General features: G+C 36.4%; 15 protein-coding genes. 2 read left to right on the forward strand and 13 right to left on the reverse strand.

Going from position 1 to position 16,321, the window contains the following annotated elements; all coding sequences use genetic code 11:
• Positions 1-162: 162 nt before the first annotated feature.
• Together N178_RS01040 and N178_RS01045 are read left to right on the forward strand one after the other, a co-directional pair.
• Positions 163-1,209, forward strand: coding sequence for a YeiH family protein (locus tag N178_RS01040; protein ID WP_080890122.1), 1,047 nt, complete (start codon positions 163-165; stop codon positions 1,207-1,209).
• Positions 1,210-1,682: 473 nt separating this feature from the next.
• Positions 1,683-2,642 carry an aldolase catalytic domain-containing protein gene (locus tag N178_RS01045; protein WP_045289766.1) on the forward strand — a complete coding sequence of 320 codons (960 nt, stop codon included), beginning with the start codon at positions 1,683-1,685 and terminating at the stop codon, positions 2,640-2,642.
• A gap of 145 nt (positions 2,643-2,787) precedes the next feature.
• Here N178_RS01045 and N178_RS01050 read toward each other — a convergent pair whose 3' ends face one another.
• The 13 genes from N178_RS01050 to nikB all read right to left on the reverse strand — a co-directional run bounded on the left by N178_RS01050 (position 2,788) and on the right by nikB (position 16,316).
• A complete protein-coding gene (locus N178_RS01050; protein WP_045289767.1) occupies positions 2,788-3,123 on the reverse strand; it encodes a L,D-transpeptidase in 336 nt (111 codons plus the stop codon).
• Between the two features lie 119 nt (positions 3,124-3,242).
• A complete protein-coding gene (locus N178_RS01055; RefSeq protein ID WP_045289769.1) occupies positions 3,243-4,505 on the reverse strand; it encodes a glycoside hydrolase family 18 protein in 1,263 nt (420 codons plus the stop codon).
• 515 nt (positions 4,506-5,020) lie between these two features.
• Positions 5,021-6,349 (reverse strand): MFS transporter, encoded by a 1,329-nt coding sequence (locus N178_RS01060; protein WP_152640827.1) that lies wholly within the window; start codon positions 6,347-6,349, stop codon positions 5,021-5,023.
• A 112-nt stretch (positions 6,350-6,461) separates the two neighbouring features.
• Positions 6,462-7,850 carry an aminotransferase-like domain-containing protein gene (locus N178_RS01065; RefSeq protein ID WP_045289773.1) on the reverse strand — a complete coding sequence of 463 codons (1,389 nt, stop codon included), beginning with the start codon at positions 7,848-7,850 and terminating at the stop codon, positions 6,462-6,464.
• 510 nt (positions 7,851-8,360) lie between these two features.
• Positions 8,361-8,792: an ATP-binding protein gene (locus N178_RS01070; protein WP_045289775.1), complete on the reverse strand. Its 432-nt coding sequence runs from the start codon at positions 8,790-8,792 to the stop codon at positions 8,361-8,363.
• Positions 8,793-8,909: 117 nt separating this feature from the next.
• Positions 8,910-9,599, reverse strand: a complete 690-nt coding sequence (locus tag N178_RS01075) for a Na-translocating system protein MpsC family protein (protein ID WP_045289777.1) — start codon at positions 9,597-9,599, stop codon at positions 8,910-8,912.
• A gap of 139 nt (positions 9,600-9,738) precedes the next feature.
• Positions 9,739-9,954 carry a hypothetical protein gene (locus N178_RS01080; RefSeq protein WP_045289779.1) on the reverse strand — a complete coding sequence of 72 codons (216 nt, stop codon included), beginning with the start codon at positions 9,952-9,954 and terminating at the stop codon, positions 9,739-9,741.
• 177 nt (positions 9,955-10,131) lie between these two features.
• A complete protein-coding gene (locus tag N178_RS01085; protein WP_043981826.1) occupies positions 10,132-10,827 on the reverse strand; it encodes a Na-translocating system protein MpsC family protein in 696 nt (231 codons plus the stop codon).
• Positions 10,828-11,425: 598 nt separating this feature from the next.
• A complete protein-coding gene (locus N178_RS01090) occupies positions 11,426-12,742 on the reverse strand; it encodes an MATE family efflux transporter (protein ID WP_045289780.1) in 1,317 nt (438 codons plus the stop codon).
• Positions 12,743-12,843: 101 nt separating this feature from the next.
• Positions 12,844-13,665: a nickel import ATP-binding protein NikE gene (gene nikE, locus N178_RS01095; RefSeq protein ID WP_045289781.1), complete on the reverse strand. Its 822-nt coding sequence runs from the start codon at positions 13,663-13,665 to the stop codon at positions 12,844-12,846.
• A gap of 32 nt (positions 13,666-13,697) precedes the next feature.
• Positions 13,698-14,525 (reverse strand): nickel import ATP-binding protein NikD, encoded by an 828-nt coding sequence (gene nikD / locus N178_RS01100; RefSeq protein WP_045289784.1) that lies wholly within the window; start codon positions 14,523-14,525, stop codon positions 13,698-13,700.
• A gap of 16 nt (positions 14,526-14,541) precedes the next feature.
• Positions 14,542-15,375: a nickel ABC transporter permease subunit NikC gene (gene nikC, locus N178_RS01105; RefSeq protein WP_045289786.1), complete on the reverse strand. Its 834-nt coding sequence runs from the start codon at positions 15,373-15,375 to the stop codon at positions 14,542-14,544.
• On the reverse strand, positions 15,372-16,316 hold the full coding sequence (nikB, locus tag N178_RS01110) for a nickel ABC transporter permease subunit NikB (RefSeq protein ID WP_045289788.1): 945 nt from the start codon (positions 16,314-16,316) through the stop codon (positions 15,372-15,374). Before nikB ends, nikC begins: the two co-directional genes overlap by 4 nt.
• Positions 16,317-16,321 lie beyond the last annotated feature (5 nt).

Here is a 16,321-nt window from a genome sequence, read left to right on the forward strand (position 1 = left end):
TTGAAAATCAAATTGCTGCTTTGTTGTGTCTATTATTAATATTTTTAATTATAATTATGATTTATCTATATTTTACTAATAATAAACTGTCTTTTATAGTTAAAGTACATATTTCTTGTGTGAAACTTTGCTTGATAAAAATCTATATTGGGGATGAAAGGTATGATAAATATAAATAAAGCTCACAAACAAAATCTATTCTCGCGAATAAATGTCCAGACGTCACCGAATGTTTTTTTGTGGGCTGGAGGAATTGCTTTTACTTTTCTTTTTGCTTTACTTGCTTATGGATTAGCGAAAGTCCCGGGATTCGATCATATTGGTCCACTAGCCTGTTCAATTATAATAGCAGTCATTTATCGTCAAATTTGGGGGTACCCTGAAAAAATAAGATGTGGAATTGAGTTTTCTTCTAAAAAGGTGTTGCGCTATGCGATTGTTTTATATGGACTAAAGCTTAATATTGATGTTGTTATTCATCACGGGTTAGGATTGTTGCTTCGCGATGTGGGAACGGCTGTATTTGCGATTGTTTTAACGGTTTTTCTAGCCAAATGGATGAAGGCTGATAGCGGTTTATCCCTTCTTTTAGGGATAGGAACAGGAATATGCGGTGCTGCAGCTATTGCAGCTGTTTCTCCAATTGTAAAAGCAAAAGAAGAAGATACAGCTATCGGAGCTGGTGTTATTGCTTTAGTGGGAACCCTATTTGCCATTGGGTATACCATTTTAAGACCTTATATACATTTAACGAATATTCAATATGGAATTTGGTCAGGCGTGGGCCTCCATGAAATTGCGCATGTAGCTCTAGCTGCAGCACCGGCTGGACGCGATGCCCTGGCTATTGGCCTGTTGGCTAAGTTAGGCAGAGTGCTCTTACTTGTACCATTAAGCTTTATCTTAATGTACTGGATGAAGCGAACAGGAAAAATTGAAAAGGATACGAAGATTGAATTCCCATGGTTTTTAATAGGCTTTATAATCATGAGTATTTTTGGGAGTTATGTCGTTGGTAAGCACCTTATAATACCTAAAACGATCATGAATAATATTTCAACTCTAACTACCTTTCTTTTAACAATGGCTATGGTCGGATTAGGGTTAAATGTAAGTATAAGGGTTCTTCGAACAAAAGCATTAAAGCCTTTGATTGCGATGTTTATTACCTCTATACTCTTATCATTCCTTACATTTTGGACGATGTAAAGACAAGTAAGTTAGAATGATTAAGCAACAGCTAATACTTCCTATACAACTGTTAATGCGGAAAAAGTCTCTTATTTCTCATGTTTTAAATCTCTTCCTAAATTTATCGATTAATTATAGAGCACTCTAAACCTATAACCTAGGTACTAATGGCAGTTCCCTCCTTAATAAACAGTTTCACTTAAAAAACAACCTTTTTTGCAGTAGGTAGTGATGTAATAAAGGTTGTGTTTGTATATACTAGGGTTTATACTGCTGAACTTGGTGTTGTTTTAAGAGCATCAACCGGATAAAAAGCCGAAGCATCTCCTACCCATAAAATACAGTAAAGCAGAGACACATGTAGAAAATACATTGACGCCTTTGAATCAGTCATGGTATAAACACAGTAGGAGAATTTAGCGCTTAAAAGCATAAAAGTGATAAAGGTTAAAATAATACATAAATAGACTACATAGGAGGAAATCACTATCATGGAACATAATAGCAAAATTATAGACTGTACCATTCGTGACGGAGGTTTAATTAATAATTGGGATTTTAGCGTTGAATTTGTGCAAGACTTATATAACGGCCTAAGCACAGCCGGCGTTGAATATATGGAGATTGGTTATAAAAATTCACCTAAGCTTCTTCAAGCAACTGAGCCCAATCCATGGAGATTTCTTGACGATAACTTTCTCAAAGAAATTATCCCTGAGAAAAAGTTCACGAAGCTATCTGCTTTAGTAGATATTGGGCGTGTAGATCCAAATGACATCCTGCCGCGTGAACAAAGTATGTTAGATATGATTCGAGTGGCATGCTATATTCGCGAAGTAGATAAAGGATTAGAGCTTATAAAAATGTTTCACGATTTAGGCTATGAGACTTCACTTAACATCATGGCACTATCTAGCGTACCGGAAAATCAGCTTATTGAAGCATTTGAAATGGTAAAGAAAAGCCCCGTAGATGTTGTATATATTGTTGACTCCTTTGGAAGCCTAGACCCTGCGGATATTGAGCATCAAGTGAAAAAGTTCCAAGCCATGATTCCTAGCAAACAGCTTGGGATCCATACGCATAACAACATGCAGCTAGCTTTTGCCAATACATTAACTGCGATGCGTAATGGCGTTACATTCCTTGATTCATCTGTTTATGGTATGGGCCGTGCAGCTGGTAACTGTAACACAGAGCTGCTTGTTAGCTACATACCAAAACCAAGCTATGAGATGAAGCCGATTCTTGGAGTAATTGAAAAGCATATGCTTGAAATGCGTCAAAAGTGGGAGTGGGGGTATATCATTCCTTACATGATTTCTGGTGTGCTGAATGAACATCCACGTGTTGCTATGGCTTACCGGGATAGCGAAGATCGTGACAAATTCGTAGATTTTTATGACAAAGTAACGTCTCCAGAAGTTACTACGTCTCCAGCATCAAAATAAGTTAAAATGCTAAAAGTACCTCTGTTAATCGGGGTACTTTTTTGTATTACATAAAAACCCACGATTGTATAGCATCTACTCAAACTTTGATAACCTCGACCTCGACAATTAGCTGAATATAAACAGTCGTACTCTTCTTAACCTATTATTTATGTATATACACCGGTGTTCCAATAGGAACTGCAGAGGAAAGTTCTAAAATATCTTCATTGTCCATTCTTACACATCCATGTGACATATCTCTGCCAATAGAAGCTGGATCATTAGTCCCGTGTATTCCATATGTGGGTTTTGACAGTCCCATCCATAAGGGGCCAAATACAGCTGGAGGGGTAGTATCTTTATTAATGATTTTAAATTTTCCAGTTGGAGTTGGAGTGATCATTTTCCCTACAGCAATAGGATATGCCTTTACTAATTTAGCTCCATCATATAGTTTTAATTGATGCTGCTTTATTGAGACATCTATCCTTTTTGCCATGGCAGTACCTCCAACTTCTTATAAGTTACTATAAATAGAATTTTTTTATTGTTAATAACGTATATCGAATAACTATTAACTGAAAAATATTTAAATTGATTCATAAAAATTAGTGCTATTTATACCGTTCTAATAGTGAAAAATTTCTTTAAAAGCCAAGGCCCTGGCGTAAATCCAAGTGTTAATTGCCAAGCTCCTATTGCTTGCAAACCAAATTTACGAACTAACACCATTTTTTCACTCATGCTTCTTACATCTTCAAACCATACTTCATGCATCTGTCCCTCTTGATCTCTATACTGAAAAAATGGGGATTTATACTCCTTAGAATATTGGACGGGCGACTGATATCTCATCGCTGTTTTAATCGCATTTTGATTGGATATAGCAGATGCTACTGTGCCAGGCTTGTAAGGAATTGACCAGTTATATCCATACAAAGGGACTCCAATGATGAGTTTTCTTCGCGGAACACTTTTTATCGCAAATTCTATTGTTCTTTTTACTTCAGTAATAGGTGCAACAGGACCTGGTTCGCTGCCTGCATGATGCCAATCATATGCCATAATGAACATATAGTTAACAACGGCACCTATTCCCCCGTAATCATACCCTTTTAACCAAGGAATATCTTCGCTTGTCTTGGCTGGAACCGCTATGGTCAGTACGTACCCTGCAGGTTTTAAACGTTCACTCAGCTGACGTAAAAATCCCGTAAAAAGATCTCTATCTTCGGTTTTCACACGTTCAAAATCAATATTCACCCCGCCGTATCCTTTTCTAGATACTAAATAAAAGATATTATCGACAAGGTTTTTTCGTGCCTGAGGATTATTTAAAACTTGATGGGCAAGATCAGAACTAAATCCTTCAGAAGTTAGATTAGTAATCGTAACTAACGGTGTAACTCGGTTTTTCCAAGTCGTTTCAATCGCTACTAAATCGTTTAAATCATTCATAATATCTCCATTGCTGCCAAAATGATATTCAAAGATAGAGATGGACGAGGAATAAGTTGCAAAATCAGTAATTAAATCGCGATCTAATTCTGGATTTCGAACGGCATAATACTCCAGTGTACCTGCAATATAGTCTGATATATTAGGAATTTTTATTTTCATTCCCACCTGCAAATAATGATAATGGGCTGAAGGATTAGCCCTTTTTAATTGTTCTAGAGATACATAAGCTTTTTTAGCAATACTCCTCATCGTGTCACCCGGTTGAACTGTGTACACATAAGAAGCTATAAGTAAGGCTTGACCTGGAACAATATTTGTTTCTTCTAACCCATTTACTCTCCTAAGCTGCGCAATGGGGTAATCATATCTGCTGCTTATTGAAGACAGGGTATCACCCGGTTGAACTATATGAACAAACATGTTTTTTCCTCCTATGTACTCTTTATCGAATTATGTTTTATTTCGTGACAAGTTTAAAGAAGCCATTCAATAAATGTATATGAGGATTGTTTGTTTATATAACTGAGTTAAGCGAGGGGGACCCTCTTTCTCCCCCCCTCTATTGCTCCTCTAGTACGGGTAGAAATGTTCCAGAGATTATATCAAAATCTATGTATTATAAATGTATGTTTTTGGTGTACTTGAAAAAGAACGATTGTTTGTCAGGTAGGATTACAAAAAATAAAACTATTTTAAACAATATAGACACCCCGGCGATTAATATTAATCTTTATGAATAATTGAAATCAAAAAACCTTCTACTCTGGTAAGTAGAAGGTTTTTCGTGTGATCGAAATGTTAGCGTATCGTCTGTAAGAAAAGTAACAAATTTATGGATTGCCAATAAGTTTATGCTTAAAATGAAAGTGGGAGAATCCAAGTGAATTTGAGTGACATCATTTATTTGAGAGCTAGGCTTCCATACCACAGATAAATTAAAGTCCTTGACCTACTTTAACTTTATTTTCCCCTGTACCTCTATAAGCCCATACGATAACCGGAATTAATACTAAAGATAGAATTCCTCCACTTAATGATAAAACGCCATAACTTGATTGAGCTACAACCATTCCTGATAAAGCCCCTCCTGAAGCTCCCGCTAAAGCAATTAAAACGTCTATAGTACCTTGTGTTTTCGCACGAGTTGATGGTTCTGTAGCATCCACTATTTGAGCTGTACCGCTAATTAACCCTAAGTTCCACCCTAATCCAAGTAACGATAGAGCAACCACTAGAAGAACCATTGAATCACTTGATGCCATAGCTGCTACCAGCCCAGCTAAAAGAAGGGTAATTCCTGAAGCAATTGTCATCGCCGTTCGTCCAATTTTATCAATTAAGACCCCTGTAAATAATGAAGGCAGATACATAGAACCAATATGAAATCCAATTACAACCCCTACTTCAGTTAGCCCGTGGCCATGATGCCTCATGTGTACAGGTGTCATGGTCATTATAGCAACCATTACAATTTGAGTAAGGACCATAACTGTGGCCCCAACAGCCACTCCTTTTTTGTTCGTTGATTGCTCAGTATTCTTTAAATTTTTTTGAGTGTTACGTTCGTGTTTATTCGCTTCTATTGCTCTGGCAATCAGTAACGGATCTGGACGCAGCATAATATAAAATACAAGACCAGCTACTATATATGCAGCTGCTGCTAGAATAAAAGGTCCTGCAAGTGCTGGGACACCAATAGAAAGTGCAAAATCCCCCATCACATCAACTAAATTCGGGCCTGCAACGGCTCCAAATGTGGTGAAAACCATGGCCATACTAACAGCGGTCCCTCGTTGTTTTACTTTGGCTAAATCTGTTCCTGCATAACGCGCTTGTAGATTAGTAGCTGTTCCTGCTCCATAAACGAGGAGCGAAAGAAACAGAAGAAAGATACTATTAAGAATGGCAGAAAAAATAACCCCAATCGCTCCAACACCCCCTAGGATAAAACCTGTCGTAAGTCCTGCGCGACGCCCTTTTTTTTGAGAAAGCTTTCCTACTAACCAAGCAGCTCCTGCAGATCCTAAAGTAAATAGAGCCGTCGGTACCCCTGCATAGGCATCTGTACCAAGCATTTGTTGTGCAATAAGTGCACCGACAGTGACTCCTGCTGCCAATCCCGCACCGCCAAAGATTTGAGAAACACTTACCACAAATAAGGTGCGTTTATATAAAGCTTTTTGTTTCTCTGGTGAATTAACATATTCTTGTAAACAAGTTGATTGGTTGTCTAGAGCTTTTACATGATCCTCGTTTACCATCATAACCTTCCTTTCAGAAAACTCATTCTATTTTTAAAAATTTTCTCACTAGATTTGGATTATCATAACACGCATAAAAAAGCCATACAATATTATAATTGTATGGCAAACAATATTATAAATAGTCGTTAAGTAAACGTTTAAGGATAATCAATCCTCGCTCAAGCTCTCCAATCGTTTTCGGTGCACAAACAGCGATCCTTACAGCTCTATCTGGACAACTGTTTCCCACTACAAAGCGTTCTGCTGCATACACTTGTACGCCTTGATGCGCAGCTAATGTTTCAAATTTAGCACCTGTAATCTTTTCTGGTAATAGTAACCAACGAAATATACCAGTTTCCATACCTAAACAGGTGTAATTTTCTAAATATTGATTTGCAATTCGATTTCTGAGAATAGCTTGTTCACGATGATTCTCTACTAAGGATTCAAATTGATTTGACACAATAATACGTGCTGTTAGCTCTGCTAATAATGGTGAAACTGATATATTTAAATTATAAAGAGCCTTTGAAATAGGCTCTTTATATCGACTAGGTGCTGCTACATATGCTAGTCGTAACCCTGGTGCTATTGATTTTGATAAACTTGCAATATAGATGACTTGTTCTGGTGCATATGATGCTACTGCTGGCATTGGTCGCTCATGATGGAGATGATACGTTGCATCTTCAATAATAAATTGGTTATATTTTTTTGCAATCACGGCAAGCCTTTCTCGGTTTTCAACGGACATACAGCAAGCAGTTGGATTATGATAGTCGGGTATCAAGTAAATGCCTTTAATATTGTCATTTTTACATGCATATTCAAAAGCAGTTGGACTCATTTCATAATTCTTTGATTTTATCGGTACTAATTGTACACTAAGCATAGCTGCAACCGTTTTTAAACCTGGATAAGTGTGATGATCAACACCAATGCGATCTCCAGGCTGACAAAGACTCGCTAGTATTGCAGCAATTGCATTTTGTCCTCCATTTGCAAATAAAATGTGATCAACTGTTGTTTTGAACCCACCTCTTCTCATCAGCTTTACAGCTGCATCTTTTTGCCAAAGACTTTCACCTGGCCTCCCGTAACTAAACCACTTTTCGTAATCAGTCTCTTGTAGCATATCTTTTAGCTGAAGGAGAAGCGGTTCGTACGAATCATTGTCTGGCAGTGTCGCGCCCATTTCAATTAAGTGGCTAGGCTTGGTATCTTCCAGTAAATACGCATTCGATAACGCATCATACGATACGAATGTACCGCTTCCAACAGTGGCACTTAATAAACCCTTTAGCTCGCACACTTTAAATGCTTTTGAAATCGTACTCAAATTTAAATCTAAATAATCGGCTAGCTCTCTCTGTGGAGGAAGTTTTGTTCCAGGTAATAAAACTCCCTTGATAATATCCTCTTCCAATTGGCCTGCAATAGCTTGGTAAATAGGCTTTCTTGTTTTATCAACAGATGGTTTCCAGCTCATCGGATAATTTTCAAACGAATTAATTGGCATAGTATCCATCCTTTTTTCACACAATTATATACTTGTACTGTTTATATCACAATTATCATTATTAATAATTTTCGAGAATCTATGGTTTTTGAGACTTGATTATGATCAATTATTTTAACGATTAAATACAATTACTCATAATTTTCTACACCTTTTTCTCATGTTTCTAAGCCTCTTGTGATTACTGCGGAGAAAAATTTTTGTCCTACTGCTAGGAGTTAATAGAGGAGAAGCACATGCTGGAGGTACCAACTCAAGCATGTGAAATATCTTAACCGTATCCTAGACCTAAAGCAGGATCATCAGGGGATGATATTTTTAGAAGCTATCTCCTATTCAATAAAGGAGCCTTTTGTAAAGAGGAAGTCATTTCTTTCTTAAACTTTTTAAAATTTTTTGACTCTAAGAGGGCTTAAAAAAAATCTATTTTTCAGTCTAACTACTGATGAATTTATACAAATCTTTACCTACTGTTGTAAATAAACGTTTCCATTTTAGCTTGTGTTTCTTTTATTTATTTCTTTTTTTCCATTTTATAACCTCGATGTTAACGCCATGGTCTTCTTGAGATGATATGGTGAATTCGTCCATTAATTTTTTTACCCCTGATAAACCAACGCCTAACCCTCCTGACGTTGTATAGCCACTTTCCATCGCTTTTTGAATATTTTTAATGCCTGGTCCTTTATCTATAGCAATTATTTTTAGTCCTATTTCAAGTTGATTCTCTATTATTTCCATTATAATTTTTCCCGTAGTGGCATATTTATATATATTTCTGGACAATTCTGAAATAGTCGTAATAATTCGGGCTTGATCGAGTGTGCTGAAGCCTAAGCAATTAGAGAACATTCGCCCTTTTTGACGGGCTTCTACTATATCCACTTCAGTGTGTATGTCAATAGTCAAAGGTTCCTTTTCTTTATCCGATTGAAATAGCATCATTATCACCACTTTCTTTATTTTAATAGTAGTAAAAAAATAATAGGCCAAAAAGAAAGGTTAGATAACCTTTCTTTTTGGCCTACATCTAGTTCAGTGCCTAGCTTATCAGTGCCGTTATAAAGTTGGATTTAAAATCAGAAGAATTGTACTTTTATCTTTATGAAAATCCCATGCGACCAGTATATCTGTTACCTTTGAATCTAAAATCACTTCTAATGATTGACTATGCTCACGGAGTAGCCTTTTTTCGAGATTTCTTTTAGCCAATGTAAGGTTTTCTTCAAACCCTAATTGGACTAATTCTTTCTCTACATTTACCATAATACCTTCCCTGATTATAAGGAGTGTTCTCTGATCTAATAAATAAGAAGAAACACCTTGAGGGAGTTTTTCTGCTTTTTGAGTCACTTCCTCAATTTCTTTATGCAGCAATTTTTGATTTTTATAGGAATGATTGGCTATGTTTTCTTTATTAGAATGAATCATGGTAAACATGCCAGACTGTAGCTCTAAATTCCAATCATAATAAAATTCTTCAATATCTAAATGTATATTTAATTGTATATATCCTTTTATCTCGTCAATTAAAGTCTCCATTAACAAATCACGTGTTTTTTGAACATAGATAACTTGTCCCTTGTCTAACAAAGCCTTTTCTAAAGGTAATAAAAAGGCTTTAAAATAAACGGTTATAAAAGGAGGAGAAATGACGGTGAATACACCTCCAGGACCTCTTCCAAAATTTTCACGAAGTAACCTTCCCATATAACTACTTAATTCTTTTTCCAGTTTCGTTTTATCCATAGATGGTGCACCTAGTTTCTGGTTTCATAAGGTATACTATTCGTGATGTTTTATGAAAAATCCTTCTTCATCATAAGATCATTTTTAGCGATAAGAATTCCCTTTTTACAAGGTGTAAACGAGGCATACTAGTATATCTTTAATAGATTGGTTTCTGTTTACCTTTGTATTTCCTGTGTTTAAAGATTCTTTTTTTATTTAAAATTCCGATTTTACTTCCATAGATAATGGTACTTAAAAGTAGTATATCCTTGCTAATTTCTTCTTTGTAAAGTTCATTGTCATATTTTTTGTAATCCTGCAACAATCGACGAAGCTCTTTTATAAACAATACAATCTCATGATTATCAGCCATTCCGACCAAATCCTTTCTGTTGGTACATCCTGTTTTTAGGTGCTATTTTAGAGAATTATTCCGTTACAAAAGGACTTCCTCTTTTTAGACAACAAAAATAAGCCGAAAAAGAAAAGGTATGAGCTTTTCTTCCTCGGCTTATGTTTGGCACAATGTGTCCAATTCATTACTGCCTCATTACTTTTTTGGTTTTAAAATAAGCGTAATAATACTATTATCCTTTTCAAAATCCCAATCTACAAAAATATCAAGAATGTCGGCATTTAATATCTCATCATAGTCATCGTTTTGTCGTAAGATTCCTTTTTCCAAAGGGCGTTTAGAGATGCGTAAGGTGTCATCAAAACCCAACGAAATTAGCTGTTTTTCAATAGCCACCAGTATTCCTTCTCTTACGATGACCAATGTACGATCACTTAATTTATATGAAGAGATTTTTTCAGGCCCTTTTTGTGCAATCTCACTCATCTTTATAATCCGATCATGAATTGCTTGTTTTCCTGGATAAGGGTCGCCCTCAGTCAAATCGGCTTTCAAATCGTCTAGACAAACTCCCACAAAAATTCCGGAGTGATGATCTAAATTCCAATCATAATATAAGTGCTGGATGTCAAGGTCTGTAATCCCTTTAATTTGCCCAGTTATTTGAGGTTCAAGAGTCTTTACCAAAAGCTCTCTTGTAGTCATCACTTGAAGTTCTTCATTCTGATTTAACAGTACTTGTTCCATCGGCGATACAAAGCCACTGACATAAATAACAACATAAGGTTCATAAATCGTAACATGAACAGCCTCGGGGCCTTTTCCAAAGTTATCTCGTAACAATTTGCCCAAGTTATTCGCCAATTTTGTTTGCTGAGCCTTAATATCCATATTTCTTCATCCTTTATTAAGAAAGAAGCATCGTATCTTCTTTCCATCATTTTATTGTATCATTACGAACGAATTTTTTAAATACACAGAATAAATAAAAAATAATTTGTTACCTTATGTTTAACCGAATTATAAACGTTCAAAACCTCTTCTTTCTATTGTTTGGGACGCATTTTGAATGTCACCGGAAAATACGAATCCTTTAGATTCGTATTGCTGTTTTTAATAAAGAAATTTATTATACGATGATGAATGGAATTTTTTTATTCAGTCGGGACAGATAACGAATTTTTTAATTTCTTAGTAGAAATCTATATATTTTTAGAGCGAGGACAATTGTTTGTAAAAGAGAATTAAGCTTTGGAAACGTGCAAAAAAGCCAAAGCTTTCTTAAAAAAGCGCTTGGCTGCTTACTTATTTCTTGCTTTACTTAAATAAAAACCTACTAATCATTTAACAGACCTTTATTAAGAAAGCCGTCCTCCCTGGCTGCTTTCTTAATGACCCTATCTATTTAAGAGAGTAGCAGCACCGTTAGTATATCCGCTTTTGAAGGATTCCCTCACGAATGAACCGGAGCTATTTTGTTATAATTTTTTCAGCCTTCTCCCTTTAGCTGTAACAATTTTTTATTTAATTGAGGAGTGTACATAACTAGGAACCCTGATCGCCCGATAGTATAGATGATGAAAGCCAGCCATAGGCCATGATTATGCCAGATAGGAGTTGCTGTAATCTGTATAATGATATAGACAATCATCGCGTAAATCATAGAATTTCGAACGGGAGCAATTTCAGTTGCTCCTGTAAAAACCCCATAAAGGACAAGGCCAAAACAAGCAACAAAGGGATAGATGATAAGCCATACTCCATACGTAAGTGAAAGTTCAATCACATCAGGCAAATTTGTAAATAGCCCAATAACCTGCTCTTGAAAAAGTGCATATAAACTGGCTATAGTAACTGCTGTTATTACCGACCACTGTCTAGATAAAGTAAGTATTTTTTTATATAGCTCTTTATCATTTGAACCTACTGCTTTACCAACAAGAATACTGGAAGCATTAGCAAATCCATCAAAGAAATAAGCCATTATGTAGTGGATTTGAAATAATACAGCATTTGCAGCTAGAAACTCTGTGCCAAACGAAGCACCTTTTGCTGTGAACATATTAATAACGACCAGTAAACAAATAGTACGAATAAACAAATCCTTGTTAACATTAAACATCCTCTTCATAGAATTTGTATCCATAAGTACCTGAATTGATGGCATTTTCCATTTAAACGGAGATGCTTTCAAAATGATGAATACTCCTAATATGAAGGCTGTAACTTCAGCAATCAAGGTTGCTGTAGCGACTCCTTGTACATCAAAAGAAAAAACATGGACAAAAAGAATAGCTAAAAACATATTCAAAACATTTGTAAGTATCTGCAAACATAGAGATTCTTTAATCTTAGCCATTCCCATTAACCAACCAAGAATCACATAGTTCATCAGTGTAAAAGGTGCTCCCCATATTCTAATCCTAAAATATTCTACTGCAAACCTACTTACATCAGCATCAGGAGAAATTACTAAGAGAGCCGCATGTTCAATCGGCCATTGCAAAAGAATAAAAAGCAGCCCTACTATTACAGCTAATAAAAATGGCCGGGATAAAGCAAGTACTCCCTGATCTGGATCACTGGCCCCATTTGCTTGTGCGGCAAAGGCGGATGTACTAACTCTTAAAAAGCCAAATACCCAATATAACGTATTAAAAATAAGAGTTCCTACCGCAACTCCTCCAATATAAGCTGGAGCTGGAAGTTGCCCTACAACAGCAGTATCAACCGCACCTAATAAAGGCGTAGTCATCGTTGAAATTGTCAGGGGAATCGCCAAAGTAAGATACGTACGATGATTCATCCAACCGGCCTCCTTCTATCATTTTGAGTTAAACACAAAAGCAATAGCCTCGATTACGTGGATGAAATCGAGGCCTTTAAATACATGGGTATACCTTTAAATTAGATATGATTATTCCTTGCTCTAATTGAACGAAAACGCGGATGCTCTGCAAGTATAGAACTTCTCATCTCTTTTACCACAGCATTGTTTGAAGTAAAGAACTGATTTTTCGAATTATAGTATTCGATTAATTCTCCTTTTTCTAATACACCTAATGTATCGCTAATCATATGAGCAGCTTTGATATCATGTGTAATAAAAAAATACGACAGACCAAAGTCTTCTTTTAACTCCTTTAATAGTTCTAAAATGAGAGTTTGCGTAACCATGTCTAGACTGCTTACAGATTCGTCTAAGACAATGAGCTTTGGCTTAAGAGAGACTGCCCTTGCAATATTGATCCTTTGCAGCTGACCGCCGCTAAATTGATGCGGATATTTTTTTAAGTCTTTTTCATCAAGCCCTACTCTTTCTAATAACTCAATCACGGTTCGTTTTTGTTCAGCCAATGTTAATTTTTCATAGTTTTCTAACGGTTCTGCAATAATACGTTCAGCCGTCATTCGGGGATTAACTGCTGAGTACGAATCTTGAAAAACAACTTGAAGATCACGCCGAATTTTTTGGCGAGTATATTTATCTACAGTATAGATGTCATGTCCTTGAAAAAGAACCTGTCCATGCTGTGGCTTTTCCAAGCCGAGAATTACTTTTCCTAAAGTACTTTTACCGGCTCCACTCGTACCAAGCATTCCTAAGCATGTCCCTTCTTCAATAGAGAAGGAGATATCAGAAAGTACTTTCTTAGAACGATTTTGCCATTTGAAAAACGTTCGGTTTCCGTAGCTATGAGTGACTTCATTTACTTGTAATAAACTCACTTGTTCACCTCTTATAAAATGCTTTTTACATATCAAATTAAGTTGATCACAGGTTCTTCTAAATATAATGCTGGTCTTGCATTTAGCAGTTTCTTTGTATACTCATGCGTTGGTGAATCAAATAGCTGAAATACACCTGCTTTTTCTACTATTTTCCCATATTGCATAACGGCTACTTCATCTGCCATTTCAGAGATAACTCCTAGGTCGTGAGAGATTAATAAAATTGCTGAACCATATTCAGAACGAATTTTATCTAAATGATGTAGTACATTCTTCTGATTGTTTACATCTAACGCGGTTGTCGGTTCATCTGCAATAATAATAGCTGGATGCAGGCTTGCGGCAATAGCAATCATTAATCGTTGAAGCATACCCCCACTCAGTTGGAAAGGATAGTATTTCAAAAGCTTGTCAGGGTCAGGTAAATTCACTTGTTTCATTGACTCAACGGCAAGCTCTTTTGCCTGTTTTTTATTCCAATGCGTATGAGAGCGAATAGTCTCAATAAATTGGTGTCCAATAGTAAAAACTGGCGTAAAAGCATTCATCGGGTTTTGCATAATAAAGGCTATATCCTTTCCACGAATCTTACGCATTTCTTTCTCAGCTAAACCATTTAATTCTTGGCCTTTTAGCGTTATGCTCCCTTCAATTGTTGTTTCCTTACGATTGAGGAGCTGGAGAATGGACATGCTTGTAACGGTTTTACCACAACCGCTTTCACCAATAAGACCAAGAATTTCCCCAGGCTTCAGTTCAAAATTTATATCTTGAACAAGAGTTGCAACACCATTTTTTGTTTTTATTTGAACACGTAAATCTCTAACTTGTAACACTTTTGCCTCTTCTGTTCCCAACTTTCTTCATTCCTTTTCAAAATCGACGTTTGACACCGTAACGTTCTGATAACGCTTCGCCTAATAGATTGAATGTAACAATAACAAGCATAATAGACAAACCTGGATAAAGCATCAGTTCTGGATTCGTCCGAATATATGATTTTCCTTCGTGAATCATTGCTCCCCATTCAGGTGTAGGAGACTGGACGCCCAATCCCAGAAAAGACATAGCAGATATATCCATGATAGCCCATCCCATTTCCAACGTACCCATTACAACAAGCGGGGGTAACACATTGGGAATAATATGATTTTTAATGATCTTCCATTGAGAAGAACCGCTGATCTTCGCAGCGGAGATAAAGTTCTGCTCTTTCAAACTAAGGACCATTCCTCGGAACATTCTCGCGTAATAAACCCATTGTACAAGCATCAGCGCTAAGATTACTTGTGACAGTCCAGGACCAAATATACCAACCAATCCTAGTACAAGAATAAGGCTTGGAAAAGCCATAACACCATCGCAAAATCTCATTAAAACATGATCAATCCAACCGCCTTTATAACCTGAAAAAGTTCCAATAATTAAACCAATTGCTAATGATGAAATGAAAATAAGTATAGCAAAACCTAATGAGATGCGTGCTCCATATAAAATACGTGACAAGTTACATCTTCCCAAATGATCGGTTCCTAATGGGAAATTCCAGCTTGAAGGCTGCAATTTATAAGCTAAATTGACGGCAATGGGATCATTTGGTGTAATCCAAGGGGCCAAAATGGCGATGATAAAAAGAATACCTAATATCGTTGAACATATGGGAATTACTTTTTGACTTTTAAATATCGTACGTATACTTGTTATCATCGATGCTGTCCTTCTTTCCTGGAAATACGCGGGTCTATATACATTTGAACTATATCTACAATTAAGTTACTCAAAATAAATAAACTAGCCGCTATTAGTACGTAGCATTGTATAACAGGTATATCACGATTAAAAATAGCTTCAATGAAATAACGCCCAAATCCAGGCCAAGAAAAAACCGCTTCAACGATAATCGTGCCCGTAAGCAATTTTCCAAGATTCATTCCAAGCCCAGTTATCATTGGGGAAATAGCAATTCTCAGCACATGTTTTATCATAATTGTTTTTTCTTTAAGTCCTCTAGTTCGAGCAAATAGAACATATGGTTGCTGCAAGTTTTCAAGAACACTCGCACGTAATAATCTTGTATACATTGCTATTAAAGGAAGAGCTAGCGTAATGGAAGGCAGTACAAGATGCTGCCATGTCCCAATTCCCTCAACTGGAAAAAGGTTAAGCTTAACAGAAAAGAAAAAAACCAATATATAGCCCAGCCAAAAAGTTGGAATAGATGCACCAAAAAAGGAAAGTAAACGACTAAAATGATCAATAGCGCTACCCTTCTTTACTCCCGCCAGAAATCCAAGAGGCACGCTGACGAACACGGCTATTAATATACTCGCTATAGCTAGTTGGACGGTCGCTGGTATTCGATATATAACTTCATCCCAAACTGGCTTATTCGAAACATAAGATATGCCAAAATCAAGTTGGCATATCTTCATAATAGAGTTTGCATATTGAATAAAGAATGGTTGGTCTAAACCAAACTCATGTCTTTTTTGAGCTAAAATCTCATCAGTCGGTTGGATATGTGCTGCGGTTAAATAAGCTTCAGCTGGATCCACCGATGAAAGGTGAACCATTCCAGTTGTGAGAAGTGCGGCCAAAAGAAAAACTGGAATGATGGACATAATTCGCTTCAGTATATAATTGCCCATGAAAA

The organism is Priestia aryabhattai B8W22, from assembly GCF_000956595.1.
GTDB classification, from domain to species: Bacteria; Bacillota; Bacilli; order Bacillales; family Bacillaceae_H; genus Priestia; species Priestia aryabhattai.

Coding starts and splice junctions, on each gene's coding strand:
- N178_RS01090 (WP_045289780.1), bottom strand. CDS start 12,742: ATGAATCATCGTACGTATCTTACTTTGGCGATTCCCCTGACAATTTCA.
- N178_RS01060 (WP_152640827.1), bottom strand. CDS start 6,349: ATGATGGTAAACGAGGATCATGTAAAAGCTCTAGACAACCAATCAACT.
- N178_RS01040 (WP_080890122.1), top strand. CDS start 163: ATGATAAATATAAATAAAGCTCACAAACAAAATCTATTCTCGCGAATA.
- N178_RS01045 (WP_045289766.1), top strand. CDS start 1,683: ATGGAACATAATAGCAAAATTATAGACTGTACCATTCGTGACGGAGGT.
- N178_RS01065 (WP_045289773.1), bottom strand. CDS start 7,850: ATGCCAATTAATTCGTTTGAAAATTATCCGATGAGCTGGAAACCATCT.
- nikB (WP_045289788.1), bottom strand. CDS start 16,316: ATGGGCAATTATATACTGAAGCGAATTATGTCCATCATTCCAGTTTTT.
- nikC (WP_045289786.1), bottom strand. CDS start 15,375: ATGATAACAAGTATACGTACGATATTTAAAAGTCAAAAAGTAATTCCC.
- N178_RS01070 (WP_045289775.1), bottom strand. CDS start 8,792: ATGCTATTTCAATCGGATAAAGAAAAGGAACCTTTGACTATTGACATA.
- N178_RS01075 (WP_045289777.1), bottom strand. CDS start 9,599: ATGGATAAAACGAAACTGGAAAAAGAATTAAGTAGTTATATGGGAAGG.
- N178_RS01050 (WP_045289767.1), bottom strand. CDS start 3,123: ATGGCAAAAAGGATAGATGTCTCAATAAAGCAGCATCAATTAAAACTA.
- N178_RS01055 (WP_045289769.1), bottom strand. CDS start 4,505: ATGTTTGTTCATATAGTTCAACCGGGTGATACCCTGTCTTCAATAAGC.
- N178_RS01085 (WP_043981826.1), bottom strand. CDS start 10,827: ATGGATATTAAGGCTCAGCAAACAAAATTGGCGAATAACTTGGGCAAA.
- N178_RS01080 (WP_045289779.1), bottom strand. CDS start 9,954: ATGGCTGATAATCATGAGATTGTATTGTTTATAAAAGAGCTTCGTCGA.